At 72.3% G+C, this 24208-nt stretch carries 21 protein-coding genes and 1 pseudogene; 5 read left to right on the forward strand and 17 right to left on the reverse strand.

Annotation, left to right across the window (positions count from 1 at the left end):
* Positions 1-772: 772 nt before the first annotated feature.
* The 7 genes from truB to rimP form a co-directional block, all read right to left on the reverse strand.
* Positions 773-1672 carry a tRNA pseudouridine(55) synthase TruB gene (gene truB / locus ACWEV0_RS16585; RefSeq protein WP_453149996.1) on the reverse strand — a complete coding sequence of 300 codons (900 nt, stop codon included), beginning with the start codon at positions 1670-1672 and terminating at the stop codon, positions 773-775.
* Positions 1669-2109 carry a 30S ribosome-binding factor RbfA gene (rbfA, locus tag ACWEV0_RS16590; protein WP_403791570.1) on the reverse strand — a complete coding sequence of 147 codons (441 nt, stop codon included), beginning with the start codon at positions 2107-2109 and terminating at the stop codon, positions 1669-1671. The genes truB and rbfA overlap by 4 nt, the downstream gene beginning before the upstream one ends.
* Positions 2110-2138: 29 nt before the next feature.
* Positions 2139-2432, reverse strand: a complete 294-nt coding sequence (locus tag ACWEV0_RS16595; RefSeq protein WP_453149997.1) for a DUF503 domain-containing protein — start codon at positions 2430-2432, stop codon at positions 2139-2141.
* 144 nt (positions 2433-2576) lie between these two features.
* The gene (infB, locus tag ACWEV0_RS16600; protein ID WP_453149998.1) at positions 2577-5660 is read right to left on the reverse strand and encodes a translation initiation factor IF-2; all 3084 of its coding nucleotides are present in this window, start codon (positions 5658-5660) and stop codon (positions 2577-2579) included.
* Positions 5661-5808: 148 nt separating this feature from the next.
* Entirely contained in the window at positions 5809-6090 is a 282-nt protein-coding gene (locus tag ACWEV0_RS16605) for a YlxR family protein (protein WP_453149999.1), read from the reverse strand.
* Positions 6091-6209: 119 nt separating this feature from the next.
* Positions 6210-7220 (reverse strand): transcription termination factor NusA, encoded by a 1011-nt coding sequence (gene nusA, locus ACWEV0_RS16610; RefSeq protein WP_453150000.1) that lies wholly within the window; start codon positions 7218-7220, stop codon positions 6210-6212.
* Between the two features lie 2 nt (positions 7221-7222).
* Entirely contained in the window at positions 7223-7720 is a 498-nt protein-coding gene (rimP, locus tag ACWEV0_RS16615) for a ribosome maturation factor RimP (protein ID WP_453150001.1), read from the reverse strand.
* Between the two features lie 155 nt (positions 7721-7875).
* On the opposite strand from rimP, the gene ACWEV0_RS16620 reads away from it, so the two are divergent.
* The 4 genes from ACWEV0_RS16620 to ACWEV0_RS16635 all read left to right on the forward strand — a co-directional run bounded on the left by ACWEV0_RS16620 (position 7876) and on the right by ACWEV0_RS16635 (position 10802).
* Positions 7876-8421: a hypothetical protein gene (locus tag ACWEV0_RS16620; protein ID WP_453150002.1), complete on the forward strand. Its 546-nt coding sequence runs from the start codon at positions 7876-7878 to the stop codon at positions 8419-8421.
* The gene (locus ACWEV0_RS16625; RefSeq protein ID WP_453150003.1) at positions 8418-8846 is read left to right on the forward strand and encodes a ferritin-like domain-containing protein; all 429 of its coding nucleotides are present in this window, start codon (positions 8418-8420) and stop codon (positions 8844-8846) included. Before ACWEV0_RS16620 ends, ACWEV0_RS16625 begins: the two co-directional genes overlap by 4 nt.
* A 25-nt stretch (positions 8847-8871) precedes the next feature.
* On the forward strand, positions 8872-9765 hold the full coding sequence (locus tag ACWEV0_RS16630; protein ID WP_453150004.1) for an aminoglycoside phosphotransferase family protein: 894 nt from the start codon (positions 8872-8874) through the stop codon (positions 9763-9765).
* 68 nt (positions 9766-9833) lie between these two features.
* Positions 9834-10802 (forward strand): slipin family protein, encoded by a 969-nt coding sequence (locus tag ACWEV0_RS16635; RefSeq protein WP_453150005.1) that lies wholly within the window; start codon positions 9834-9836, stop codon positions 10800-10802.
* Between the two features lie 96 nt (positions 10803-10898).
* Here ACWEV0_RS16635 and ACWEV0_RS16640 read toward each other — a convergent pair whose 3' ends face one another.
* The 8 genes from ACWEV0_RS16640 to ACWEV0_RS16675 all read right to left on the reverse strand — a co-directional run bounded on the left by ACWEV0_RS16640 (position 10899) and on the right by ACWEV0_RS16675 (position 21349).
* Positions 10899-12599 (reverse strand): proline--tRNA ligase, encoded by a 1701-nt coding sequence (locus ACWEV0_RS16640; RefSeq protein ID WP_453150006.1) that lies wholly within the window; start codon positions 12597-12599, stop codon positions 10899-10901.
* 69 nt (positions 12600-12668) lie between these two features.
* Positions 12669-13214, reverse strand: a complete 546-nt coding sequence (locus ACWEV0_RS16645; protein WP_453150007.1) for a GNAT family N-acetyltransferase — start codon at positions 13212-13214, stop codon at positions 12669-12671.
* Between the two features lie 42 nt (positions 13215-13256).
* A complete protein-coding gene (locus tag ACWEV0_RS16650; protein ID WP_453150008.1) occupies positions 13257-14102 on the reverse strand; it encodes a GNAT family N-acetyltransferase in 846 nt (281 codons plus the stop codon).
* 125 nt (positions 14103-14227) lie between these two features.
* A complete protein-coding gene (gene ispG, locus ACWEV0_RS16655; protein ID WP_453150009.1) occupies positions 14228-15385 on the reverse strand; it encodes a flavodoxin-dependent (E)-4-hydroxy-3-methylbut-2-enyl-diphosphate synthase in 1158 nt (385 codons plus the stop codon).
* A gap of 113 nt (positions 15386-15498) precedes the next feature.
* A complete protein-coding gene (locus ACWEV0_RS16660) occupies positions 15499-16803 on the reverse strand; it encodes a M50 family metallopeptidase (protein WP_453150010.1) in 1305 nt (434 codons plus the stop codon).
* Positions 16800-18050, reverse strand: a complete 1251-nt coding sequence (gene dxr / locus ACWEV0_RS16665; protein ID WP_453150011.1) for a 1-deoxy-D-xylulose-5-phosphate reductoisomerase — start codon at positions 18048-18050, stop codon at positions 16800-16802. Before dxr ends, ACWEV0_RS16660 begins: the two co-directional genes overlap by 4 nt.
* A 32-nt stretch (positions 18051-18082) precedes the next feature.
* Positions 18083-19336 (reverse strand): 3-phosphoshikimate 1-carboxyvinyltransferase, encoded by a 1254-nt coding sequence (gene aroA, locus ACWEV0_RS16670; RefSeq protein WP_453150012.1) that lies wholly within the window; start codon positions 19334-19336, stop codon positions 18083-18085.
* A gap of 84 nt (positions 19337-19420) precedes the next feature.
* Entirely contained in the window at positions 19421-21349 is a 1929-nt protein-coding gene (locus ACWEV0_RS16675; RefSeq protein ID WP_453150013.1) for an acyl-CoA dehydrogenase family protein, read from the reverse strand.
* A gap of 114 nt (positions 21350-21463) precedes the next feature.
* Here ACWEV0_RS16675 and ACWEV0_RS16680 point away from each other — a divergent pair, with 114 nt between their 5' ends.
* A complete protein-coding gene (locus ACWEV0_RS16680) occupies positions 21464-21766 on the forward strand; it encodes a putative quinol monooxygenase (protein WP_453150014.1) in 303 nt (100 codons plus the stop codon).
* A gap of 96 nt (positions 21767-21862) precedes the next feature.
* Here the strand turns inward: ACWEV0_RS16680 and ACWEV0_RS16685 are convergent, their stop codons facing one another.
* Complete coding sequence (locus ACWEV0_RS16685; RefSeq protein WP_453150015.1) at positions 21863-23308, reverse strand: aldehyde dehydrogenase family protein; 1446 nt, start codon at positions 23306-23308, stop codon at positions 21863-21865.
* Between the two features lie 150 nt (positions 23309-23458).
* A pseudogene (locus tag ACWEV0_RS16690) lies at positions 23459-24208 on the reverse strand (hypothetical protein); the annotation flags it as partial.

Below are 24208 nucleotides of genomic sequence, written 5' to 3' on the forward strand. Positions count from 1 at the left end.
GTGAGTTCGAGCACTCCCGCCAGGTTCAGGTCCTGGCCGTAGCAGGGCGCGGCCGAGGCGTTGTGGTGGAGCAGGGGGGCCAGGGGGCCGTGCGGGGGGATGGGGAGGGCGTGGCCGGCGGCGCGGTGGTTGCCGTGGCGGGCGGTGCCGAGGACGGCGAGGACCGCGCCGGTGGTGGGGTCGAGGACGGGGCCGCCGGCGGCCGGGCCGCCGTCCCGGAGGGCTTCGGCGCCCTCGGTGCCGATGGCCAGTTCGAGCGCGGGCCCGGCGGTCGCGCCGAGCACCCGGGCCTCGCGCCAGCCGTGCGCGGAGATCCGTACGTACGCGCCGGGTTCGAGGTCCCGGCGCCGGGCGAGCGGCAGCGGGCGGCAGCCGAGGCCCTGGCTGCAGACGAGCGCGAGGCCGGTGCCGGGCAGCGGGGTGATGTCGCCGGGGCCGGTGCGCCAGGCGCGGCCGTCGGGGGCGCGCAGGAGCAGGGTGTCGTGGCCTTCGACGACCTCGTGGCCGGTGAGGAGGGTGCCGTGGAGGTCGACGGGGAAGCCGGTGCCGACCGGTCGCCCGGTCGGATCCTCGATCCGCACCAGTGCCGCCCGGTCCCCGCTCCGCATGGTTCGAAACGGTAGGGCGGCGATGATCGCCGAGTGAAGCGCGCGAACCGAACGCGCCCCCTCTCACTCCCCCATTCGCTTCGAGCGCCTACACGGGAGGGTGAAAAAACGCGAAGGGGCGGGCACGCCGGCGCGGGGCCCCCCCCTCGTCGAGTCGACCGGGCTCAGCCGAAGACGGCCAGGCTCTTCGCCTTCCCCCGCTGGTCCTCGACCAGCGCGAGCAGCTTGCCCTCCGGCCCGAAGACCGCGACCGGTCCCTTCGGGTACTCCGGCATCTCCAGGCGTACGCCGTTGAGCAGCAGCCGGGCCCGCCTGGCGTCGACGTCCCAGCGCGGGAACGCCGCCTCGGCGGCCTCGGCGACCGGCATGACCGTGAGGTCCTCCTGGAGCTGGTCCAGGGTCCGGGCGCTGTCCAGCTTGTACGGGCCGACCCGGGTGCGGCGCAGCGCGGTCAGATGGCCGCCCACGCCGAGTCCGGCGCCCAGGTCCCGGGCGAGCGCCCGGATGTACGTCCCGGAGGAGCAGACGACGGAGACCACGAGGTCCACGACGGCGGTGCCGTCCTCCGCCGTCGCCTCGCGCACGTCGTACACGCGGAACGAGGAGACGGTGACCGGCCGGGCCGGGATCTCGAACTCCTCGCCGCCGCGCACGCGTGCGTACGAGCGCTTGCCGTCGATCTTGATCGCGGAGACCTTCGACGGCACCTGCATGATCTCGCCGGTGAGCTCGGCCACGCCCGCGTCGATCTGCTCGCGGGTGACCTTCGACGCGTCGACCGACGCCGTGATCTCGCCCTCGGCGTCGTCGGTGATGGTGGTCTGCCCGAGGCGGATCGTGCCCAGGTACTCCTTCTCGGTCAGCGCGAGGTGACCGAGCAGCTTGGTCGCCCGCTCCACGCCGAGGACGAGAACGCCCGTGGCCATGGGGTCGAGCGTGCCGGCGTGGCCGACGCGGCGGGTCTTGGCGATCCCGCGCATCTTGGCCACGACGTCGTGCGAAGTGAAGCCCGACGGCTTGTCGACGATGACAAGCCCGTCGGGCGTCTTTCCCGAGGTGCTCATTCGGCGGCTTCGTCCTCGCCCGGCTTCTTGTACGGGTCGGCCTCGCCGGCGAACCGGGCGCCCGACGACGCCTCGCGCACCGCGGCGTCCGAGGCGCGCGCCCGGTCGAGGAGGTCCTCGATGTTCTTGGCGGTCTCCGGGAGGGCGTCCGCCACGAAGGTCAGCGTCGGGGTGAACTTGGTGCCCGCGGCCTTGCCCACGGCCGAGCGCAGGATGCCCTTGGCGCTCTCCAGGCCGGCGGCGGCGCTCGCGCGCTCCTCCTCGTCGCCGTAGACCGTGTAGAAGACCGTGGCCTCCCGCAGGTCACCGGTGACGCGGGTGTCCGTGATGGTCACGTGCGTACCCAGGCGCGGGTCCTTGATGCCGCGCTGCAGCTTCTCGGCGACCACCTCCCGGATGAGGTCCGCCAGCTTCTTCGCCCGCGCGTTGTCGGCCACTGGTCCGTCTCCTTCTTTGCCTTGCTCATTCAGTCTTCATCAGTGTGGAGCCTGCGTCGCACCGAGAGCAGCTCCACCTCGGGCCGGGCCGCGACCAGCCGCTCGCAGCGGTCCAGCACGTCCGACACGAACCCCGCGTCCCCGGCCACCAGCGCGACCCCGAGCTGGGCCCTGCGATGGAGGTCCTGGTCGCCCACCTCGGCCGCGCTCACGGAGAACTTGCGCTGGAGCTCGGCGACGATGGGCCGGACGACGGAGCGTTTCTCCTTCAACGAATGAACGTCGCCGAGGAGCAGATCGAAGGACAGAGTCCCCACGTACATGCGGTGCCGGATGTCCCGCCGGTTCGGGTTCGACGTCCCGCCGGACCGACGCCCGGCGGGGGAACATCAAAACCGTACACGCAACGGCCGGGGCCGATCGACGGAATACTTTCCGCCGACCGGCCCCGACCTCAGCGCCGCGTGTTACACGCGCGGCTTCTCGCGCATCTCGTACGTCGCGATGACGTCGTCGATCTTGATGTCGTTGAAGTTTCCGAGGTTGATACCACCCTCGAAGCCCTCGCGGATCTCGGTGACGTCGTCCTTGAAGCGGCGCAGACCCTCGATGTTGAGGTTCTCCGCGATGACCTTGCCGTCGCGGATGAGGCGCGCCTTGGTGTTGCGCTTGACCTCGCCCGAGCGGATGAGGACACCGGCGATGTTGCCCAGCTTGGACGAGCGGAAGACCTCGCGGATCTCCGCCGTACCGAGCTCGACCTCTTCGTACTCCGGCTTGAGGAGGCCCTTGAGCGCCGCCTCGATCTCCTCGATCGCCTGGTAGATGACCGAGTAGTACCGGACGTCGACGCCCTCGCGCTCCGCCATCTGCGCGGCACGGCCGGCCGCACGGACGTTGTAGCCGATGACGATGGCGTCGGAGCCCATGGCCAGGTCGATGTCGGACTCGGTGACCGCACCCACACCACGGTGCAGGACGCGGATGTCGACCTCTTCACCGACGTCGAGCTGGAGCAGCGAGGACTCGAGAGCCTCGACCGCACCGGACGCGTCGCCCTTGATGATGAGGTTGAGTTCCTGGACCTGACCGGCCTTGAGCACCTTGTCGAGGTCCTCGAGGGACACCCGGCGGACGCGCTTGGCGAAGGCGGCGTTGCGCTCACGCGCGGCGCGCTTCTCGGCGATCTGGCGGGCGGTGCGGTCCTCGTCGACGACGAGGAAGTTGTCGCCCGCACCCGGGACGTTGGTGAGACCCAGGACCAGGACCGGAGTCGACGGGGTCGCCTCCTCGACGTTGTTGCCCTTGTCGTCGAGCATCGCGCGGACACGGCCGTACGCGTCGCCGACGACCATCGTGTCGCCGATGCGCAGCGTGCCTCGCTGGACGAGGACGGTCGAGACCGCACCGCGGCCGCGGTCGAGGTGGGACTCGATCGCGATGCCCTGCGCGTCCTGGTTCGGGTTGGCCCGGAGGTCGAGCGAGGCGTCGGCGGTGAGGACGACGGCCTCCAGCAGGGAGTCGATGTGCAGACCCTGCTTGGCGGAGATGTCGACGAACATCGTGTCGCCGCCGTACTCCTCGGCCACCAGACCGAACTCGGTGAGCTGACCGCGCACCTTGACCGGGTCGGCACCCTCGACGTCGATCTTGTTGACCGCGACGACGATCGGGACGCCGGCGGCCTTGGCGTGGTTGAGCGCCTCGATCGTCTGCGGCATGACGCCGTCGTTGGCCGCGACCACGAGGATCGCGATGTCGGTCGACTTCGCACCACGGGCACGCATGGCGGTGAACGCCTCGTGACCCGGGGTGTCGATGAAGGTGATGCGACGCTCTTCGTCGTTGACCTGGGTCGCGACCTGGTAGGCACCGATGTGCTGGGTGATGCCACCGGCCTCGCCCGCGATCACGTTCGTCTTGCGGATCGCGTCGAGGAGTCGGGTCTTACCGTGGTCGACGTGACCCATGACGGTCACGACCGGCGGACGGGAGACCAGGGCCTCTTCGCCGCCCTCATTCTCGCCGAACTCGAGGTCGAAGGACTCCAGCAGCTCACGGTCCTCCTCCTCGGGGGAGACGATCTGAACCTGGTAGTTCATCTCGTCGCCGAGGAGCTGCAGCGTCTCGTCGGAGACGGACTGCGTGGCCGTGACCATCTCGCCGAGGTTCATCATGACCGCGACGAGCGACGCCGGGTTGGCGCCGATCTTCTCCGCGAAGTCGGTGAGGGACGCACCGCGCGACAGGCGAATGGTGTCGCCGTTGCCGCGAGGCAGCATCACGCCGCCCACGGACGGGGCCTGCATGGCCTCGTACTCCTGGCGCCTCTGCCGCTTCGACTTGCGACCGCGACGCGCGGGACCGCCGGGACGACCGAAGGCGCCCTGCGTGCCACCACGGCCACCCGGACCGCCGGGACGGCCGCCGAAGCCGCCGGGACGACCGCCGAAGCCGCCGCCACCGCCGCCGGGACCACCCGGACGACCGCCGCCGCCACCGGGACCGCCGGGACGGCCGGCGAAGCCGCCGCCGCCCCCGCCGGGACCGGCCGGACGACCGGCGAAGCCGGGACGACCGCCGCCGCCGCCGGGACCGCCCGGACGACCGCCGGGGCCACCGGGGCCACGACCGCCGGGGCCGGGACGCGGGCCGGCAGCGGGACGCTGCGGCATCATGCCCGGGTTCGGACGGTTACCGCCGGGCGCGCCGGGGCCACCCGGACGCGGAGCCTGCGGACGGGGCATGCCACCGGGGGTCGGACGCGGGCCCTGACCCTGCGGACGCGGGGCGCCGGGAACGCTGCCCGGACCCTGCGGACGCGGGGCACCGGGGGCACCGGGGCCGCCGGGACGCGGCGCGCCACCCTGCGGGCGGGGCGCCTGCGGGCGCGCCATGCCGGTGGAGCCACCGGACGTGAAGGGGTTGTTGCCCGGACGCGGACCGGCCGGACGAGCGCCCGGACGCGGGGCCTGCTGGCCGGGACGGGGGGCCTGCTGACCCGGACGCGGCGCCTGCTGGCCCGGACGGGCAGCGGCCGGACGCGGGCCGGGGGTGGCGCCACCGGGGCGCGGACCGGCGGCCGGGGCCGACGGAGGCGCGGTGAACTCCGGCGTGGTCGGAGCCGGGGCGGCCGGCGCCGGCTTGGGCGCGGGCTTCGGACCCGGACGGGGACCGGACGCGGCCGGAGCCGGGGACGGGGTGCTGCTCGCGGGCGCGGCCGGGGTGACCGGGGCCGCGGGCGCGGCGGGGGCCGGCTTGGGGGCCGGGGCGCCGGGCTTGGGGGCAGCGGGACGTGCCGCGGCGGCCGGAGCCGGTGCCGCGGGCTTGGGGGCGGGCGCCGCCTTGCGGGGCGCGCCGGGCTTGGCAGCGGTCTTGCCGGCGGAACCGCCGGGACCCTGCAAAGCATCAGTCAACTTGCGCACGACCGGCGCCTCGATCGTCGAGGACGCCGAACGGACGAATTCACCGAGTTCTTGGAGCTTGGCCATGACGACCTTGCTCTCCACACCGAACTCCTTGGCGAGTTCGTATACCCGGACCTTAGCCACTTCGCTCCTTTTAGGTCCGGTTACCGCCGGACCGTTGCTACTTCATGGGCGTACTCATCGCGTACTCATCGAGTGCTCATCGCAATCTCGACCTACTTCCAACTCGCGAGGTACCTGACCGCACGGGGTTCCGTGCCGTACTTCTTGTTCACTGCGGTGTCGCTTCCTCGACGTGGCGGCGCAACGCCGCCGTGTCGAGCGGTCCCGCGGTCCGGAAGGACCTCGGGAACGCCCGGCGGCGGACCGCCAGGTCGAGACAGTGCAAGGCGGGGTGCACATACGCACCCCGGCCGGGCAGCGTACCGCGATGATCGGGAACGCACTCGTCCTTATTCACCACGACCCGCAGCAGGTCGCTCTTGGCCGCTCGCTCCCGGCATCCCACACAGGTTCGCTCAGGGCACACGCGGGCATGCGTCCGGCCAGACACGATTAAGTCTACCTCCCCGTTCCGACCTCACCCGTTTGAGGCAAAAATCGAACAGTTGTTGGCCAAAAACGATCTCCGCCTTGCGGCGGGGATCCTCAGGACCTCGGTCTCCCGGGCCCTCAGCCCTCCCGGCCGCTACCGGCGGACTCGGCCGGCTCGGTGTCGGGCCGGATGTCGATCCGCCAGCCGGTGAGCCGCGCGGCGAGGCGGGCGTTCTGGCCCTCCTTGCCGATCGCGAGCGACAGCTGGTAGTCCGGCACCGTCACCCGGGCGGAGCGGGCGGCCAGGTCCACGACCTCGACCTTGGACACGCGCGCCGGGGAGAGCGCGTTCGCCACCATCTCGGCCGGATCGTCCGACCAGTCCACGATGTCGATCTTCTCGCCCATCAGCTCCGCCATCACGTTGCGCACCCGGCTGCCCATCGGGCCGATGCAGGCGCCCTTGGCGTTCAGGCCCGAACGGGTGGAACGGACGGCGATCTTGGTGCGGTGGCCGGCCTCACGGGCGATGGCGGAGATCTCCACCGAGCCGTCGGCGATCTCCGGCACCTCGAGGGCGAAGAGCTTCTTCACCAGATTGGGGTGGGTGCGCGACAGGGTGACGGACGGACCGCGGACACCCTTGGCCACCCGAACGACGTACGTGCGCAGCCGCAGACCGTGCGTGTAGTCCTCGCCCGGCACCTGCTCCTGCACCGGCAGGATGGCCTCGAGCTTGTCGTCCAGCTTGACCAGGACGTTCTTCGGGTCCTTGCCCTGCTGCACCTGGCCGGCCACGATGTCGCCCTCGCGGCGCGCGTACTCGCCGAAGGTGACGTCGTTCTCGGCGTCGCGCAGCCGCTGCTGGATGACCTGGCGGGCGGTGCTCGCCGCGATCCGGCCGAAGTCCGACGGCGTGTCGTCGAACTCCTTCGGCTGCTGCCCCTCCTCCAGGTCGGCGGGGTCTTCCTTCGCCCACACGGTCACGTGACCGGTGTGCCGGTCCAGCTCGACGCGCGCGTGGCGGCGGGCGCCGGGGACACGGTGGTAGGCGATGAGGAGGGCCGACTCGATCGCCTCGACCAGCATCTCGAAGGAGATTTCCTTCTCCTGTGCCAAGCCCTTCAGGAGCTTCACGTCGATGTCCACGGCTACGCCTCCTCTTCCTTCTTGTCCTTGCGGTTGAACTCGATCTCGACACGCGCCTTCGCGATCTCCGCGAACTCGACCCGGCGGGCGGTGGCCTTGCGGCCCTTCACGCCCGGCACCTCGGTGTCGAGGCCGTCCTCGTCCACGGCGATGATCCGGGTGACCAGCTCGCCGCCCTCGGTCAGCTGCAGCTTCACCAGGCGGCCGACGGCACGCTCGTAGTGGCGGTGCTGGGTGAGGGGGCGGTCGGCGCCGGGCGAGCTGACTTCGAGGACGTACTCGCCCTCGCCCATGACGTCCGTCTCGTCGAGCTTCTCGGAGATGACGCGGCTCAGCTCGGCGCAGGCGTCGAGCTCGACGCCCTCGTCCGAGTCGACGATGACCCTCAGCAGTCCGCGGCGGCCGGCCCGGGACACCTCGATCTCCTCGAGGTCGAGATCCTTCGCGGAAACGAGCGGTTCCAGAAGACCGCGCAGCCGTTCGCTCTGGGTGGTGCTCATCCGGGTGACTCCTCGGCCGCGTGTGCTGTTGTGGGTTCGTCGCGTGTCAGATCAAAGGGTATCCGGTCCCGGAGGGTGTTGCCGTCCACCGGCCGGGGCACGCGGGTACGCTCGCCTGCGGTGATCTTCGAAAACGTGAACGCAAGGGAGTGGCGTTGACAACGGTGAACAGACGCGCGCTTCTCACCGTGGGCGCGGCGGGCACGGCGATGGCCCTGACCGGGTGTACGGCCTCCCGTGACACCGGACCGGGGAAGCCGACTGCGGCCGAGCGGGCGGCGGCGGCCGAGGCGGCGCTGCGCCGGCGCTCGGCGACCACCAGCCGCGACCTGCTGCTGCGGTACGACGCGGTCACCGGCGCGTTCCCGGCGCTCACGGCCCGGCTCGCGCCGCTGCGGGCGGCAGTGGCGGCGCACGTGCAGGCGCTCGCGGAGGGCGGTACGGCTCCGGCGCCGGGCCCGACGGGCCCGGTCTCCCCCTCCCCCTCTCCTTCCCGGTCTTTGACGATGATCCGCGTCCCGGCCACCCCGGCCGCCGCGCTCACGGACCTGGCCGCGGCCGAACGGGCGACCGCCGACACCCATTCGGCCGCACTGCTCACCGCGCCGCCCGAGTACGCCCGGCTGCTCGCGTCCGTCGCGGCGGCCGGCGCGGCGCACGCCTTCCTGCTGACCGAGCCGACCGAGGGAGGACGGGGATGACCGCGCTCGACGCGGCGCAGGCCGCGCTCGCCGCCGAGCACGCCGCCGTGTACGGGTACGGGGTCGTCGGCGGCCGCATCGGCCGGGCCCGGCGCGCCGAGGCCGCCGACGCGTACGAGGCCCACCGGGCACGCCGGGACGCGCTGCGCCGTACCGTGCGGGACCTGGGCGGCGAGCCGGTCGCCGCGGCCGCCGCGTACGAGCTGCCCTTCCCGGTCCCGGACCAGGCCGCCGCGGGCCGCCTCGCCGCCGTCCTGGAGGACCGGGTGGCCGGCGTCTACTCCGACCTGGTGCGTTCCGCCGACGGCCCGCTGCGCCGGGACGCGGCGGCGGCGCTGCGCGAGGCGGCGGTCCGCGCCGTCCGCTGGCGCGGCAGGGACGTAACCTTTCCTGGGCTCGCCGAACGGGCCACGGGCAGGGCCTGAGCCGAACTTAAGGGACAACGCACGCATGGGTTTCGAACCGCCGCAGCGACTGGTGCGCGTGCTCGGCGAGACGTACGGGGACGCCGCCGCGGCCGCCTGGCTCGGCACGCTGCCGGAGCTCGCCCGGGACACGCTTGAGCACGCCGGTCTGGTCGCCGAGCGCGTGGTGGCCCCCGGCGGGCGCAGCAGCCTCGTCGTCCTCGTCCCGGGCGCCGTCCTGAAGCTCGCGCCGCCGTTCGCCCGCCCCGACCTGGAGCGGGACGCCCTCGCCCACTGGAACGGCTGGGGCGCGGCGCGGCTGCTCGGCGAGACCGAGCACGGCGGGCTGCTCCTGGAGCGGCTGCAGCCCGAGGTGTCCCTGCGCTCCCTGCCGGAGGCGAAGGCGCTCCTGGAGGCCGCGGGCACCGTGCGCAAGCTGTGGGTGGAGCCGGCGGCCGGGCACGGCTTCGAGTCGGTGGCGGAGCGCACGGAGCGGCAGGCGGAGGGCATGCGGCGGTACGAGGACGGGGCCGAGACCGGCGCCCTCGTCACCGAGGCCCTGGCAGCGCGTGAGGAGCTGCTCTCCGTGACCGGCTCCGCCGCCGAGCACTTCCTGCTGCACGGCAACTTCCGCCAGGGCAAGGTCCTGGCCGCCGACCGGGCCCCCTGGCTCGCGGTCGGCCCGGAGCCGCTGGTAGGCGAGCGCGCCTACGACCTGGCGCGGCTGGTACGGGACCGGGTCGAGGACCTGGTCGCCGCCTCGGCCGGCGCCTCGTCCGCCCGCCGCCGGGTCAACAAGCTCGCCGACTCCCTGGAGCTGGACCGGGAGCGGCTGCGCGGCTGGACCCTGTTCCGCGCCGTCGAGTCCGCGACCCGCGCGCTGACGGCGGGGCGGCGGACGGACGCGGAGCTGCTGCTCGAGTTCGCGGGCTGGCTGTAGGGGAATACCCTTTTTGTAACCTTAGGGCGCTTTAGCCCTCCGGATCGGCTCGACAGCAGGGGGCCGTGATGATCCAGGAAGTGTTGACGGCCGTCATCGCGGGCGGCGTGGCGATCGCGGTGTACGCGGGCGCGGCGGCGCGCGTGGTGAAGCAGTACGAGCGCGGAGTGGTGTTCCGCTTCGGAAGGCTCGTCGGCGAGGTGCGCCCGCCCGGGTTCACGATGATCGTGCCCCTGGTGGACCGGCTGCACAAGGTGAACATGCAGATCGTCACGATGCCGGTGCCGGCCCAGGAGGGCATCACCCGGGACAACGTGACGGTGCGGGTGGACGCGGTCGTCTACTTCAAGGTGGTCGACGCGGCCGAGGCGCTGGTGCGGGTCGAGGACTACAAGTTCGCCGTCTCGCAGATGGCGCAGACCTCGCTGCGGTCGATCATCGGCAAGAGCGACCTCGACGACCTGCTGTCCAACCGGGAGAAGCTCAACCAGGGGCTCGAACTCATGCTGGACTCGCCCGCGATCGGCTGGGGCGTGCAGATCGACCGCGTCGAGATCAAGGACGTCTCGCTGCCCGAGACCATGAAGCGTTCCATGGCCCGGCAGGCGGAGGCCGACCGCGAGCGGCGGGCGCGGGTCATCAACGCGGACGCGGAGCTGCAGGCGTCGAAGAAGCTGGCGGAGGCGGCGCGGCAGATGGAGAGCACGCCGTCGGCGCTGCAGCTGCGGCTGCTGCAGACGGTGATGGCCGTGTCGGCCGAGAAGAACTCGACGCTGGTGCTGCCGATCCCGGTCGAGCTCCTCCGCTTCCTGGAGCGTGGCGCGCCCACGACGTCGAGCTCGTCGACGTCGGCCTCGACGTCGGCGTCGGCGTCGGGCTCGATCCCGCCTCTGCCGCCGTCCCAGGAGCCCATTCCGGGGCTCCCGACCCCCGCGTACCTGGCGGGGCGGGCGGACGCGATGGAGGCGGTGGAGGCGGTGGAGGACCTGACGGGGGCGTCGGTGGAGCCGTCGGCACCGACGGACGGGGAGTCCTGACCCCGCGCCGGCCCGGCGGCGGGTTCCGTCCCGCGGCACGAATGCGCCGAGGGGGCGCGGGTCCTTGGGACTCGCGCCCCCTCGGGGGTCACCAAATCAGGCGGAGAGGCGGGCGATGGCCTCGGCCACCGGGAGTTCCTCGCGCTCGCCCGTGCGGCGGTCCTTGAGCTCCACGACGCCCTCGGCCGCGCGGCGTCCGGCGACGAGGATCTTGGGCACGCCGATGAGCTCGGAGTCGGTGAACTTGACGCCCGGGGAGACGCCCGCGCGGTCGTCGACGAGGACCCGGAGGCCGGCGGCCGCCAGCTTGTCGGAGACCTCCAGGGCGAGCTCGGTCTGCAGGGCCTTGCCGGCGGCGACGACGTGGACGTCGGCGGGGGCGACCTCGGCGGGCCAGCACAGACCCTTGTCGTCGGCGGTCTGCTCGGCGAGCGCCGCGACCGCGCGGGAGACGCCGACGCCGTACGAGCCCATGGTGACGCGGACGGGCTTGCCGTTCTGGCCGAGCACGTCGAGCTTGAGCGCGTCGGCGTACTTGCGGCCGAGCTGGAAGATGTGGCCGATCTCGATCGCGCGGTCCAGCTTCAGGCCGGTGCCGCACTTGGGGCACGGGTCGCCGTCCTGGACGACGACCACGTCGACGTACTCGGAGACCTCGAAGTCACGGCCCGCCACCACGTTCTTGGCGTGCATGCCGTCCTTGTTGGCGCCGGTGATCCACGCGGTGCCGGGGGCGACGCGCGGGTCGGCGATGTACGTGACCTTCTCCAGGCCCTGCGGGCCGACGTAGCCGCGGACCAGGTCGGCGCGCTCGGTGAAGTCGGTCTCGGTGACCATCTCGACGGTGGCCGGGGCGAAGTGCGCCTCGACCTTGTCCATGTCGACCTCGCGGTCGCCGGGGACGCCGACGGCGACGATCTCGCCGTCGACCTTCACCAGGAGGTTCTTGAGCGTGGCCGAGGCCGGGACGCCGAGCGAGGCGGCGAGCGTCTCGATGGTCGGCGTGTCGGGGGTGGGGATCTCCTCGGCGGCCGGGACGGCGGAGCCGTCGACCGTCTTGAGCTCGTAGTACACCGCCTCGGTGTTGGCCGCGAAGTCGCAGTTGGGGCAGTCGGCGAAGGTGTCCTCGCCGGCCTCGGCGGGGGCGAGGAACTCCTCGGACTTGGAGCCGCCCATGGCGCCGGCGGTGGCGGCGCAGATGCGGTAGTCGAGGCCGAGGCGCTCGAAGATCCGCTGGTACGCCTGGCGGTGCAGGCCGTAGGAGGTGGTGAGGCCCTCGTCGTCGAGGTCGAAGGAGTAGGAGTCCTTCATGAGGAACTCGCGGCCGCGCAGGATGCCGGCGCGGGGCCGGGCCTCGTCGCGGAACTTCGTCTGGATCTGGTAGAGGGTGACCGGCAGGTCCTTGTAGGAGGACGCCTGGTCCTTCACCAGGAGGGTGAAGATCTCCTCGTGGGTGGGGCCGAGGAGGTAGTCGCCGCCCTTGCGGTCCTGGAGGCGGAACAGCTCGGCGCCGTACTCGTCCCAGCGGCCGGTCGCCTCGTAGGGCTCGCGGGGCAGCAGGGCGGGCAGGGAGACCTCCTGGGCGCCGATGGCGTCCATCTCCTCGCGGACGATGCGCTCGACGTTGGAGAGCACCTTCTTGCCGAGGGGCAGCCAGCTCCAGATGCCGGCGGCGGTGCGGCGGACGTAGCCCGCGCGGACGAGGAGCTTGTGGCTGAGGACCTCGGCGTCCGCCGGGTCGTCGCGCAGCGTCTTCGCCATCAACTGGGACATGCGCTGGACCGGTGCGTTGGCCATGGTTCTCGTACTCCTGCCGGGTAAGGGTGATGGCCCCGAGGTTAGCCGGGCGCCCCCGGCTCGGAGAAATCAGTTCCGGCGCTTGAGCGGCAGCGGGGCGCCCATGACCGCGTACGGGCGCGGCGCACTGGGGAACAGGACGCGGCGGGCGAGGTCGGTGTAGCCGAGGGAGCGGTAGAGGCCGCGGGCCGGGCTCTCGGTGTCGATGGCGGAGAGGATGGAGCGCGGCAGCGCGGACTGGTCGGTGATGGTGGTGATCAGTCCGCGGCCGAGGCCCCGGCCCTGGTAGCCGGGGTGGACGTGGAGTTCGGTGATGACGAAGGAGTCGTCGAGCCAGCCCTCGTGCCCGCCGGCGCGCAGATACGGTTCGACGACCGTGGACCACCAGTGGGTGCGGTCGTTGGGCATCCCGTAGACGAAGCCGACGAGCCGTCCGTCGGGGGTGGTGGCCCCGTAGGCGCGGGCGCCGGGGTTGAGCAGGTGGCGCACGACGATGTGGCGGCGTACGGCGATCTCCGCGGCGTCGAGACCGAAGGCGAGGGCCTGTACGGCGAGGGCTTCGTCGACCCGGGCGGCGAGGTCGACGGGAGCGATCACGACCTTCGAGTCATCCATGCGCTCATCCATGCGCCGCACCCTACAAGCACCCCTGGTCGTTCAGAACAGCACGCTCATGAAGGCGCCGACCTCCTGGAAGCCGACGCGCTGGTACGCGGCCCGGGCGGGGGCGTTGTAGTCGTTGACGTACAGGCTGACGACGGGCGCGACGTCGGCGAGGGCGTACTGGAGGACGGCGGCCATGCCGGTCTCGGAGAGGCCCTTGCCGCGGTGTTCGGGGGCCACCCAGACGCCCTGGATCTGGCACGCCTGGCGGGTGGCGGCGCCGATCTCGGCCTTGAAGACGACCTTGCGGTCCTCGATGCGGGCGAAGGAGCGGCCGGAGCCGACGAGTTCGGCGACGCGGGCCTGGTAGAGCAGTCCGCCGTCGCCGGACATCGGGGAGATGCCGACCTCCTCGGTGAACATGGCCACGCACGCGGGCATGATCACCTCCATCTCGTCCTTGCGGACCCGGCGGACCAGCGGGTCGGGCTTCACGGTCGCGGAGGGCGCCTCGGCGGTCATGAGCGGCTGGTGGGCGCGGACGTCGCGGGCGGGGCCCCAGCCGGGTTCGAGGAGCCGCCAGAGCTGGGCGGTGGGTCCGGCGGGGCCGACGATGGAGGAGCAGCGGCGGCCGATCCGGCGGGCCCGGTCGGCGAAGGCGCGGACGGCCTCGGGGGTGGCGCAGATGGGGACGAGGTTGGCGCCGGAGTAGCAGAGCGAGGTGAGCATCCCGTCGCGGTACCAGCCCCACATCTCGCCGCCGAGCCGCCAGGGGTCGAGCCCGGCCATCTGGACGCGGGCGGTGACGAAGGCGTTCTCGACGGGCGCGCTGTCGAGCACGGCGAGCGCGGCGCCGAGGTCGGCGGGTTCGAGGACCCGCGTCGATGATTGCGTCAACACGTGGGGCCTCACCGTACGGTTCTGCTGGTCCTGGCACTGTACCCCCGTTTCCCGCTGCCGAGGGGTACGAAAAAAGCCCCTCCGTGGCGGAGGGGCTTCTTGCGCGGGCGGTGCGGGCGGGGCGGTCAGCCGGCGACGGAGACGGTCGGCTCGCCGCTCATGACGCCGTCCTTCTCCATCTGCTCGGCGATCTTCATGGCCTCGTCGATGAGGGTCTCGACGATCTTCGACTCGGGGACGGTCTTGATGACCTCGCCCTTGACGAAGATCTGGCCCTTGCCGTTGCCGGAGGCGACGCCGAGGTCGGCCTCGCGGGCCTCGCCGGGGCCGTTGACGACGCAGCCCATGACGGCGACGCGGAGCGGCACCTCCATGCCCTCGAGGCCGGCGGTGACCTCCTCGGCGAGCTTGTAGACGTCGACCTGGGCGCGGCCGCAGGACGGGCAGGAGACGATCTCCAGGCGGCGCTGGCGCAGGTTGAGCGACTCCAGGATCTGGATGCCGACCTTGATCTCCTCGGCCGGCGGGGCGGAGAGGGAGACGCGGATGGTGTCGCCGATGCCCTCGGAGAGCAGCGCGCCGAAGGCGACGGCGGACTTGATGGTGCCCTGGAAGGCGGGGCCGGCCTCGGTGACGCCGAGGTGCAGCGGGTAGTCGCACTGGGCGGCGAGCTGACGGTAGGCGTTGACCATCACGACCGGGTCGTTGTGCTTGACCGAGATCTTGATGTCGTGGAAGCCGTGCTCCTCGAAGAGGGACGCCTCCCAGAGGGCGGACTCGACGAGCGCCTCGGGGGTGGCCTTGCCGTACTTCGCGAGGAGCCGCGCGTCGAGCGAACCGGCGTTGACGCCGATGCGGATCGGGGTGCCGGCCGCGGAGGCCGCCTTGGCGATCTCCTTGACCTTGTCGTCGAACTGCTTGATGTTGCCGGGGTTGACGCGGACCGCGGCGCAGCCGGCGTCGATGGCGGCGAAGACGTACTTCGGCTGGAAGTGGATGTCGGCGATGACCGGGATCTGCGACTTCTTCGCGATGGTGGCGAGGGCGTCGGCGTCGTCCTGGGTGGGGCAGGCCACGCGCACGATCTGGCAGCCGGAGGCGGTCAGCTCGGCGATCTGCTGGAGCGTGGCGCCGATGTCGGACGTGCGGGTGGTGGTCATCGACTGCACCGACACGGGGGCGTCGCCTCCGACGGCCACCGATCCGACCTGGATCTGGCGGCTCTTGCGCCGTTCGGCGAGCCGGGTCGGAACGGTCGGGATACCGAGAGAGATCGCGGTCATCAGCTGTACAACCCCAAGGTGTGGTTCATCGGGCTCAGGTCTTCGAGATTACCGTCCCGGCGGCGGGTGGCCGGACACCGCACGGCTTCCGGCCACCCGCACCGCCGAACGGTTCAGGTGATCTTCACCGGATTGACGATGTCGGCGACGAGGACGAGCAGGGTGAAGCAGACGAACACGCCTGCGACGACGTACGCGGCCGGCATCAGCTTGGCGACGTCGAACGGGCCCGGGTCGGGCCGCTTGAAGATCCGGGCGACGTGCCGGCGCAGCGACTCCCACAGGGCGCCGGCGATGTGGCCGCCGTCGAGCGGGAGCAGCGGGAGCATGTTGAACAGGAACAGCGACACGTTGAACATGACCAGCAGGTTCATGAACATGACGAGGATGGTCGTCTTCGGGGCGTCGATGGTCATCAGCTCGCCGGTGATGCGGGCGGCGCCGACGACGCCGACGGGCGAGTCCTGCTTGCGCTCGCCGTCGCCGAAGGCGGCGTTCCACAGGTCGGGGATCTTGCCGGGCAGGGCGATGACGGACTTGACGCCGGCCTTCATCTGCTCGGTCATCCGGTCCGCGGACTGGCTGAAGGTGAGCGGCAGGACCTCGCTCTTGGAGGCGAAGCCGAGGTATCCGGCGGGGACGGTCTGGTACGGCTGGACGATCCGGCCGTCGGCGTCCTTCTTGTAGACCTCGTTCTTGATGAGCGTGGGGTGGAGGTCGATCCGCTGCCCGGCCCGCTCGACGGTCACCGTGGCGGGGCCGATGGTCCCGCGGATGTGGTCGGAGAGGGTGTTCCAGTCGTCGACCGGGGTGCCGTTGAAGGCGACGATCCTGTCGCCCTCCTTGAGCCCGGCGGCGTACGCGGGCGAGACCGGGTCGCCGGCCTGGCACTTCTCGCGCTTGCTGTCGGCGGCGATGACGCACTTCTGGACGCCCGCGACCTTGGTCGTCTGGGTCTCGAAGCCGATGGCCATGGCGCTGCCGAAGAACAGCACGACGGCGAGCACCAGGTTCATGAAGGGCCCGGCGAACATGACGATGACGCGCTTCCACGGCTTGCGCGTGTAGAAGAGCCGGTCCTCGTCGCCGGGCTGGAGCTCCTCGAAGGATGCCTCGCGGGCGTCCTCGATCATGGACCGCCAGGGCGAGGTGGAGCGGGCCTCGATGCGCCCGTCCTTGCCGGGCGGGAACATGCCGATCATGCGGATGTAGCCGCCCGCGGGGATGGCCTTGAAGCCGTACTCGGTCTCGCCCTTCTTCCGCGACCAGATGGTGGGGCCGAAGCCGACCATGTACTGCGGGACGCGGATGCCGAACAGCTTGGCCGTGGAGAGGTGGCCGAGCTCGTGCCAGGCGATGGAGACGAGCAGGCCCAGCGCGAACAGCACCAGGCCGAGTACGTACAGGAAAACCGTCATGCGCGCGCCTCCGCGATTGCCTTCGCCGCGAGTTCCCGGGCCCGGGCCCGTGCCCAGGTCTCCGCTTCCAGGACGTCCGACACCGTGAGCGAGGTTCCCCTGCCGGGGTCCCCGTGCTCGGTGACGACTGCGGTGACCGTATCCATGATTCCGTTGAACGGCAGCTTTCCGGCGAGGAAGGCGTCCACGCACTCCTCGTTGGCGGCGTTGAAGACGGCGGGGGCGGTGCCGCCGAGCGTGCCGACGTGGCGGGCGAGGTTCACGGACGGGAAGGCGTCGTCGTCGAGGGGGAAGAACTCCCAGGTGGACGCCGTGGACCAGTCGAAGGCGGGGGCGGCGTCCGGGACCCGCTCGGGCCAGCCGATGCCGATGGCGATCGGGCCGCGCATGTCCGGCGGGGTGGCCTGGGCGAGGGTGGAGCCGTCCGTGAACTCGACCATGGAGTGCACGTACGACTGCGGGTGGACGACGACCTCGATGCGGTCGAACGGGATGTCGTAGAGGAGATGCGCCTCGATGACCTCCAGGCCCTTGTTCACCAGGGTCGCGCTGTTGACCGTGATGACCGGGCCCATGGCCCAGGTGGGGTGCGCGAGCGCGTCCTCGCGGGTCACGTTCGCCAGCTGGTCGCGGGTACGGCCGCGGAACGGGCCGCCGGAGGCGGTGACGACCAGCTTGCGGACGTCGGCGCGGGTGCCGGCGGCGAGCGCCTGGAAGAGGGCTGCGTGCTCGGAGTCGACCGGGATGATCTGGCCCGGCTTGGCCAGCGCCTTCACCAGCGGACCGCCGACGATCAGCGACTCCTTGTTGGCGAGCGCGAGGGTCCGGCCGGCCTCCAGGGCGGCGAGGGTGGGCGCGAGGCCGATGGAGCCGGTGATGCCGTTGAGGACGGTGTGGCACGGGGACGCGGCGAGCCGGGTCGCCGCGTCCGGGCCGGCCAGGATCTCGGGCAGCCGCTCGGATCCGTACAGCGCCTTCAGGGCCGTGCGCAGCTCCTCGGCCGCGTCGTCACGGGCGACCGCCACCGCCTCGACCTTCAGCCGGTGCGCCTGCTCGGCGAGCAGCCCGATCCGGCCGCCGGAGGCGGCGAGGGCGGTGACCCGGAAGCGGTCGGGGTTGCGCAGGACCAGGTCGATGGCCTGGGTGCCGATGGACCCGGTGGAGCCGAGGACGACGATGTCCCGGCGTCCTTCGGACACGTCGAAGGCGATGTGCGGGTCGGCGAGAGGAGAGGGGCGGTCGCTCATGCCCCCATTCTTGCCGCAAAGACCGGCGCGTTTCACAGCCCCCGGGCGAAGCCGCCGAAGACCGTGTGGAAGTCCGGGAAGGTCTTCCGTACGCAGCCGGGGTCGTCGTACGTGACGCCGGGGGTGCGCAGCGCGGTGACCGCGAAGGACATCACGATGCGGTGGTCGCCGTGGGTGGCGATCTCCACCGGTCCGCGCGGGGTCCCGGGCCGGATCTCGATCCAGTCGGGGCCGGTCTCGACGCCGACGCCCAGCCGGCGCAGGTTCTCGGCGCAGGCGTCGAGCCGGTCGCACTCCTTGACCCGGGTGTTGGCGACGTCCTCGATGCGGACCGGGCCGTCGGCGAAGGGCGCGAGGGCGGCGAGGGTGGGCATGGTGTCGGAGATGTCGCGCATGTTGACGGTGAGGCCGCGCAGGGTGCCGGTGGAGCGGACGGTGGTCCGGTCCTCGGCGACCGTCACCTCGGCGCCCATGCGGCCGAGCACGTCGACGAAGCCGAGGTCGCCCTGGAGGGCGCCGGTGCCCAGGCCGGGCACGGTGACCTCGGCGCCGGGGACGAGGGCGGCGGCGGCGAAGAAGTACGAGGAGGTGGAGGCGTCCGGCTCGATGGCGTACGTGGTGGCGCGGTAGCCGGTGGGCGCGACGGTGTACGTACGGGTGCGGCCGTCGGCGCCGTCCTCGCGGCTGATCTCGGCGCCGAAGCTCCGCATCATCGCGAGGGTGATCTCGACGTACGGCTCCGAGACCAGGTCCGTGACGGTGATCGCGAGGCCCTCGGTGGTGAGCGGGCCGAGCATGAGGAGCGCGGTCAGGTACTGGGAGGACTGGCCGGCGTCGAGGCGGATCGCGCCGCCCTTGATGCCGCGGCCGGTGACGGTGAGCGGGTGGTGGCCCTCGCGCTCGCCGTGGGCGAGGTCGACGCCGAGCTCGCGCAGCGCGGTCGAGAGCGGGCCGAGCGGGCGGCGGCGCATCTGCGCGGAGGCGTCGAAGCGGAAGGTGCCGTGGCCCGCGGCGGCGAGCGCGGGCAGGAAGCGGGCGGTGGTGGCGCCGTCGCGGCAGTAGACGTCGGCCTCGGCGACCCCGGGCCCGGCGGGCCGGCCCTCGATGTGCCAGGCGCCGGGCTCCTGCCGGACGGCGTAGCCGAGGGCCTTCAGGCCCTCCACGAAGCCTTCGCTGTCGTCGGAGTGGAGCGGCCGGAGCAGGGTGGTGGTGCCTTCGGCCGCGGCGGCGAGGAAGAGGGCGCGGGCGGTGACGGACTTGGAGCCGGGGATGTCGATGACGGTCACGCCGGTCATCCTGCCGTGGCGGGCGGAACGGCGGGGGTCCCGTCCGCAAACTGGACGGGACCCTGACGTTTCTCTGTAGGACGGTCAGGCGATGGGGCGGTGCACGTTCTCCCTGGCCGACGGGCCGGGGGTGGTGTCGGCGATCCACGGGCCGTCGCCGCTGGGGTCGAGGATGCCCTCCTCCAGCCAGGTGTACGAGCCGGCGAGCACGCCGTCGACGACCTTGCGGTCCAGGTCGTCGGTGTTGGCCCAGAGCCGGCCGAACAGCTCGGCGATCCGCAGCCGGGCCTGGCGGCAGAAGACGTCGGCGAGCTGGTGGGCCTCGCGGCCGTGCTCGCCGGTGGTGCGCAGGAGTTCGGCGCGCACGCAGGCGGCGCTCATCGCGAAGAGTTCGGCGCCGATGTCGACGATCCGGCCGAGGAACGCCTGCTTGAGCTCCATCTTCCCCTGCCAGCGGGACATCGCGTAGAAGGTGGAGCGGGCGAGCTTGCGGGAGGTGCGCTCGACGTACCTGAGGTGGCCGGCGAGGTCGCCGAACTCGCCGAACGCGCCCGGGAGCTGTCCCTGTCCGGCGACGAGCTGCGGCAGCCAGCGGGCGTAGAAGCCGCCTGCCCGGGCGCCCGCCCTGGCCTTGTCGGCGAGGGCCTTGTCGGGGTCGATGATGTCGCCGGCGACGGCGAGGTGGGCGTCGACGGCCTCCCGCGCGATCAGCAGGTGCATGATCTCGGTGGAGCCCTCGAAGATGCGGTTGATGCGCAGGTCGCGCAGGAGCTGCTCGGCGGGGACCGCGCGTTCGCCGCGGGCGGCGAGCGAGTCGGCGGTCTCGTAGCCGCGGCCGCCGCGGATCTGGACCAGTTCGTCGGCGATCCGCCAGGCCATCTCGGAGCCGTACAGCTTGGCGAGGGCGGCCTCGATGCGGATGTCGTTGCGGTCCTCGTCGGCCATCTGGGAGGCGAGGTCGACGACGGCCTCCAGGGCGAAGGCGGTGGCGGCGATGAACGAGATCTTGGTGCCGACGGCCTCGTGCCGGGCGACCGGCTTGCCCCACTGCTCGCGTTCGGCGGCCCATTCGCGGGCGATCTTCAGGCACCACTTGCCGGCGCCGGCGCAGGCCGCGGGCAGCGAGAGCCGGCCGGTGTTGAGGGTGGTGAGGGCGATCTTGAGGCCGGCGCCCTCGGGGCCGATGCGCTGCGCGGCCGGGACCCTGACCTGGTGGAAGCGGGTGACGCCGTTCTCCAGGCCGCGCAGGCCCATGAAGGCGTTGCGGTGCTCGACGGTGATGCCGGGCGAGTCCGCCTCGACGACGAAGGCGGTGATGCCGCCCTTGTGGCCCTCGGATGCGGGGACGCGGGCCATGACGACGAGCAGGTCGGCGATGACGCCGTTGGTGGTCCACAGCTTCACGCCGTCGAGCACGTAGGCGTCGTCGCCGTCGGGGACGGCGGTGGTGGCGAGCCGGGCCGGGTCGGAGCCGACGTCGGGCTCGGTGAGGAGGAAGGCGGAGATGGCGCCGGCGGCGAGCCGGGGCAGGAAGGCGTCCTTCTGCTCCTGGGTGCCGAAGATCTTCAGCGGCTGCGGTACGCCGATCGACTGGTGCGCGGAGAGCAGCGCGCCGAGCGCGGGGCTGACCGAGCCGACGAGGGCGAGGGCCCGGTTGTAGTACAGCTGGGTGAGGCCGAGCCCGCCGTACTTCGGGTCGATCTTCATCCCGAAGGCGCCGAGTTCACGCAGGCCGGCGATGGTCTCGTCGGGGATGCGGGCCTCGCGCTCGATGCGGGCGCCGTCGACCTCGGTCCGGCAGAAGGCCCGCAGCCGGTCGAGGAACGCCTCGCCGCGCCGGACGTCCTCGTCGGCGGGCAGCGGGTGCGGATGGATGAGGTCGAGGCGGAACCGGCCGAGGAAGAGTTCCTTGGCGAAGCTGGGTTTGCGCCAGTCCTGCTCGCGCGCTGCCTCGGCGACCTGCCGGGCCTCGCGCTCGCTGACCTTGGGCGGCCGCTGGGTGGGTGCGGACATGAGGAGGGTCACCTCGCCGCTCGTCGGGGGATGGGGCTACTCCCCGTCGTACCCGATATCCACCAGTTGGGAAAGACGAGCGGAGCGGGTGCGGACCCGGCTAGGGTCCGCGGCATGTCACAGCCGATCAAGCTCGTTGTCCACCTCACCACCCTGCCCGGCCGGGGCGATGACCAGGTCGCCGCCTTCGAGCGGCTCGCGCCGCTGGTGCGCGCGGAGGAGGGGTGCCTGCAGTACGACCTGCACCGGGTCGCCGACGATCCGGACCGGTTCGTCATCCTGGAGCGCTGGGCCTCGGCCGAGGCGCTCGCGGCCCATGACGCGGCCCCGCACATGGCGGCGGCGGCCGTGGCGAACAAGGCGTTCCGGGCGGGCCCGGCGGAGGCGTTCCGACTGGAGGACGAGCCGGTGGCGTAGCGGGCCGGTGGCGTAGCGGAAAGGAGACGGCCCGAGCCCCCGCACAGTGGGCTCGGGCCGTCGGCCGAGGGGTACGGAGTGGTTACTCCGTACGGATCAGAGCGCCAGGCCCGTGAGGACCATGACCCGCTCGTAGGTGTAGTCGTCCATGGCGTACTTGACGCCCTCGCGGCCGACGCCGGAGCGCTTGGCGCCGCCGTACGGCATCTGGTCGGCGCGGTAGGACGGGACGTCGCCGACGATCACGCCGCCGACCTCGAGGACGCGGTGGGCGCGGAAGGCGGTCTGCAGGTCGTGGGTGAAGACACCCGCCTGGAGACCGAAGTCCGAGTCGTTGACCGCGGCGAACGCCTCGGCCTCGCCGTCGACCTTGGTGACCGTGAGGACCGGGCCGAAGACCTCGGCGCGGGCCAGGGTGACACCGGCCGGGAGCTCGGTGAGGACGGTCGGGGCGTAGGTGGCGCCCTCGCGCTTGCCGCCGGCGAGCAGCTTGGCGCCGGCCGCGACGGCCTCGTCCACCCAGGACTCGACGCGCTTGGCGGCGTTCTCGTCGACGAGCGGGCCGACGTCGGTGGCGTCGTCCGCCGGGTCACCGGTGACCTGGGCCTCGACCGCGGCGACGATCTTCGGCAGCAGGCGGTCGTAGACGGAGGCGTCGGCGATCACGCGCTGCACGGAGATGCAGGACTGGCCGCCCTGGTAGTTGGAGAAGGTCGCGATGCGGGTCGCGGCCCAGTCCAGGTCGGCCTCGGAGGACCAGTCGGACAGCACGACGGCGGCGGCGTTGCCGCCGAGCTCCAGGGTGCAGTGCTTGTGCGGCACGGACTGCTGGATGGCGTAGCCGACGGTGTCGGAGCCGGTGAAGGAGATGACCGGGAGGCGCTCGTCCTGGACCAGGGCGGGCATGCGGTCGTTCGGCACGGTCAGGATCGACCAGGAGCCGGCCGGCAGGTCGGTCTCGGCCAGGATCTCGCCCAGGACGAGGGAGGAGATCGGGGTGCTCGGGGCCGGCTTGAGGATGATCGGCGCGCCGACGGCGATGGCCGGGGCGACCTTGTGGGCGCTCAGGTTCAGCGGGAAGTTGAACGGCGCGATGCCGAGCACGACACCCTTGGGGATACGGCGGGTCAGCGCGAGGCGGCCCACGCCGCCGGCCTCGGTGTCGAGACGCTGGGCCTCGCCGGCGTTCCAGCGGCGCGCCTCCTCGGCGGCGAAGCGGAACACGGACACGGCACGGCCGACCTCGCCGCGGGCCCACTTGATCGGCTTGCCGTTCTCGGCGGAGATCAGCTGGGCGATCTCCTCGGTGCGCTCGGCGAGCCGCTTCGACACGTGGTCGAGGGCGGCGGCGCGGACGTGCGCCGGGGTCGCGGCGAACTCGTCGACGACGGCGTGCGCGGCGGCGACGGCCTCCTCGACCTGGGCCTCGGTGGGCACGCTGACCTTGCCGACCAGACGTCCGTCGTACGAGTTCGTGACGTCGAAGGTGGCCTCGCCGGTGGCCTCACGGCCGGCGAGCCAGAAGGCGTGGGTGGTCGTCATTGCGTCCCGGCCCTTTCCGTATCGGGGTGCGAGCGGTTGCTCTGGTGACACCGTAGGGCCGGGCGGGCCGCCGGACGCTTGTCCGGTGTGGAGTGGTGTGCGGGGCGCTCCTGTCCGCTTTGGCCGAAGCGAACAGCCGGGGCATCGGCGTCACCAGCGCTCGTACGCGGAGAAGGGCCGCACGCCCGTGCCGTGGCGGAAGACGACGACGAGGTCGTCGTAGGTGAACAGCGCCCCGCCGCCGATGTGGTCGCGGAAGGCGCGGTCGTCCTCCTCGTCGCCGTCGGCGGCGGCGTACGCGAGGAGCCTGTCCCCCCACTTGGACGAGACGGTCAGGACCGTGACGCGGCCGTTGCCCGCCGCCAGCCCCGCGGTGTCGGTCCGGCCGCTCGCCACGTGCTCACTCCACAGCTCCTTGCCGCTGTCGAGGTCGAAGGCGACGAGCCGTTCCCATTCGGCGTCCTGGTTGCCGGTGTACGTGGCGACGGCGAACAGCCGCCCGTCGGCGACGGTCGCCCGCGTGATCTCGCCGTAGCCGCCGGCCCCGTCGATCACGCCCTGGGGCCGGCCGTCCGGCCCGAAGGCCCGGTAGGAGATCGGTCCGCCGCTGTCCGGGTCGCCGACCCGCACCACGGCCGGGTCCGCCGACAGGAAGGTCACGGCGGTGCCGGTGGGCACGCCGCGGCGGGCGTCGACCGGCACCGTCCACCGCGCCCCGCCGTCCGCCGGGGAGAAGGCGACGAGCTTCAGTTCGGCGCCGCAGGCGGCGATGGCGAGGACCTGCCGCGCGGCGGCGGTGACCTCGGTCGGCGCGCAGCCCTTCGGCACGGCGGCCGGCCGGCGCGCGGCGCCGGTGCGCAGGTCGACGGCGCGCACGGCCGGGGGCCGGGCGCCGCCGTC

It is taken from the genome of Streptomyces sp. NPDC003943 (assembly GCF_053605265.1).